General features: G+C 38.5%; 1 protein-coding gene. It reads right to left on the reverse strand.

Features of this window, described 5'->3' with window-relative positions:
* Positions 1–86: 86 nt before the first annotated feature.
* Positions 87–1253 carry an IS110 family RNA-guided transposase gene (locus tag GSA01S_RS10150; RefSeq protein ID WP_071407987.1) on the reverse strand — a complete coding sequence of 389 codons (1167 nt, stop codon included), beginning with the start codon at positions 1251–1253 and terminating at the stop codon, positions 87–89.
* Positions 1254–1487: the final 234 nt, after the last annotated feature.

A 1487-nucleotide genomic window follows, 5' to 3' on the forward strand; every position in this document is an offset into this window, starting at 1 on the left:
TTTTATTTGAAAAGAAAGACAAAAAAGGCGCAAAAAAGCACCCTCTATGCTATAATTAAAGTGAAAAATTTTTAAAAATTGTTGCATTAGTTCTGTTGGCGCAGTCCTAATGCTTTTTGTTTATCATAATGAATATGACAAGAAAGTACCTTATATATGATACGTAGTAACTTGTGTCCGCAAGCAACTACAGCTTTCATTTTGGCTCCTCTAGCAGATAGACGTTGATAGAGATTCGAAAAAGCGGGGTCCATCGACCTTCCTGCAATACCGCCACAGGCTATCAGTGTTGTTTTAAGGTATTTATTCCCCCGGGTGGTTCGACTGCTTTTTTTTACTCCAGCACTTTCATATGAACCAGGTGATAGTCCAGCCCATGAAGCTAAGTGCGCAGCTGTCTTGAAGGCCTCTACATCTGGACCAATTTCTGCCAAGATAACCGCAGCACTATTTGCTTTCACCCCTGGGAGCTCCATTAATAATTCATATTCTTCCTTAAAATAAGTGAGTATAAATTCCTCAATATCTCCATCCATTCGCTTAATTTTTTCTGTATAAAAGCGGTACTCTTCCAATGAATCATCTAATAATCGTCGGTCAGTCTTTGACATTTTGCCGTCCATGGCTTCTAAGAGTTGTTTGGGTGTCGCTTTAACATGAGTATGCATACACTCGGCGACTCGTTCAAGGGTGATTTTTTCACCATGAATAAATAAAGAGAGTAATGCTTGGCCTGTTTGACCAAAGATATCTGAAAGATAGCTCGTCAATTTAATATTTGCCCGTTGTAAGATATTATGTATTTCATTTTTCGACTGTGTCCGTTTTTGGATATAGCTTAACCGACGGCGAGTCAATTGACGCAATTCCATTGCTTGTGCACAAGGTAAATAAGATGATTGGATTAACCCACATCGCCCTAATTGAGCAATCCATTCAGCATCTTTGACGTCAGTCTTTCGACCAGGAACATTTTTAATATGGGCAGGATTAGCCAGTGTTAATTGAATCTCACTATCGGAGAAAATATTAAAAACTGGGACCCAATATTGTCCAGTCGATTCCATAAATATATCAGTCACATTGAATGATTGAATCCATTCAAGTGCCGCTCTAAGTTCGGCTGAGGTAGTTCCAAATGTCTTCTGATGTTTTTGGGGTTTATTGGTCTCTAATGGACCAGATAATATACAACAAACGATGGTCTTTTGATGAACATCAATCCCACAGCATCGTTCAATCATTACTTCCATGATCATGACCTCCAAAATAATATTAGGCAATGTGAGCTTTCTATATTAACTTGTAATTTTATTTACACGCTCAAGACGTAATGGGTTTATCGCAAACGATAAAAAGCTCATCCAGTTTTTTATACGGGGGTACGGACATACCTCACAATAAACGCATCGGATTTGTATTGCCCATTTAATTATAATGCGAAACCGTTTTTCTGTCATGGTTTAGAGTGCGAAGCACTCTTAAGG

This window comes from Globicatella sanguinis NBRC 15551 (assembly GCF_001552295.1).
GTDB lineage: Bacteria > Bacillota > Bacilli > Lactobacillales > Aerococcaceae > Globicatella > Globicatella sanguinis.

Bases quoted from the DNA above. Each gene is read 5' to 3' on its own strand.
- GSA01S_RS10150 (WP_071407987.1), bottom strand. From the start codon at position 1,253: ATGGAAGTAATGATTGAACGATGCTGTGGGATTGATGTTCATCAAAAG.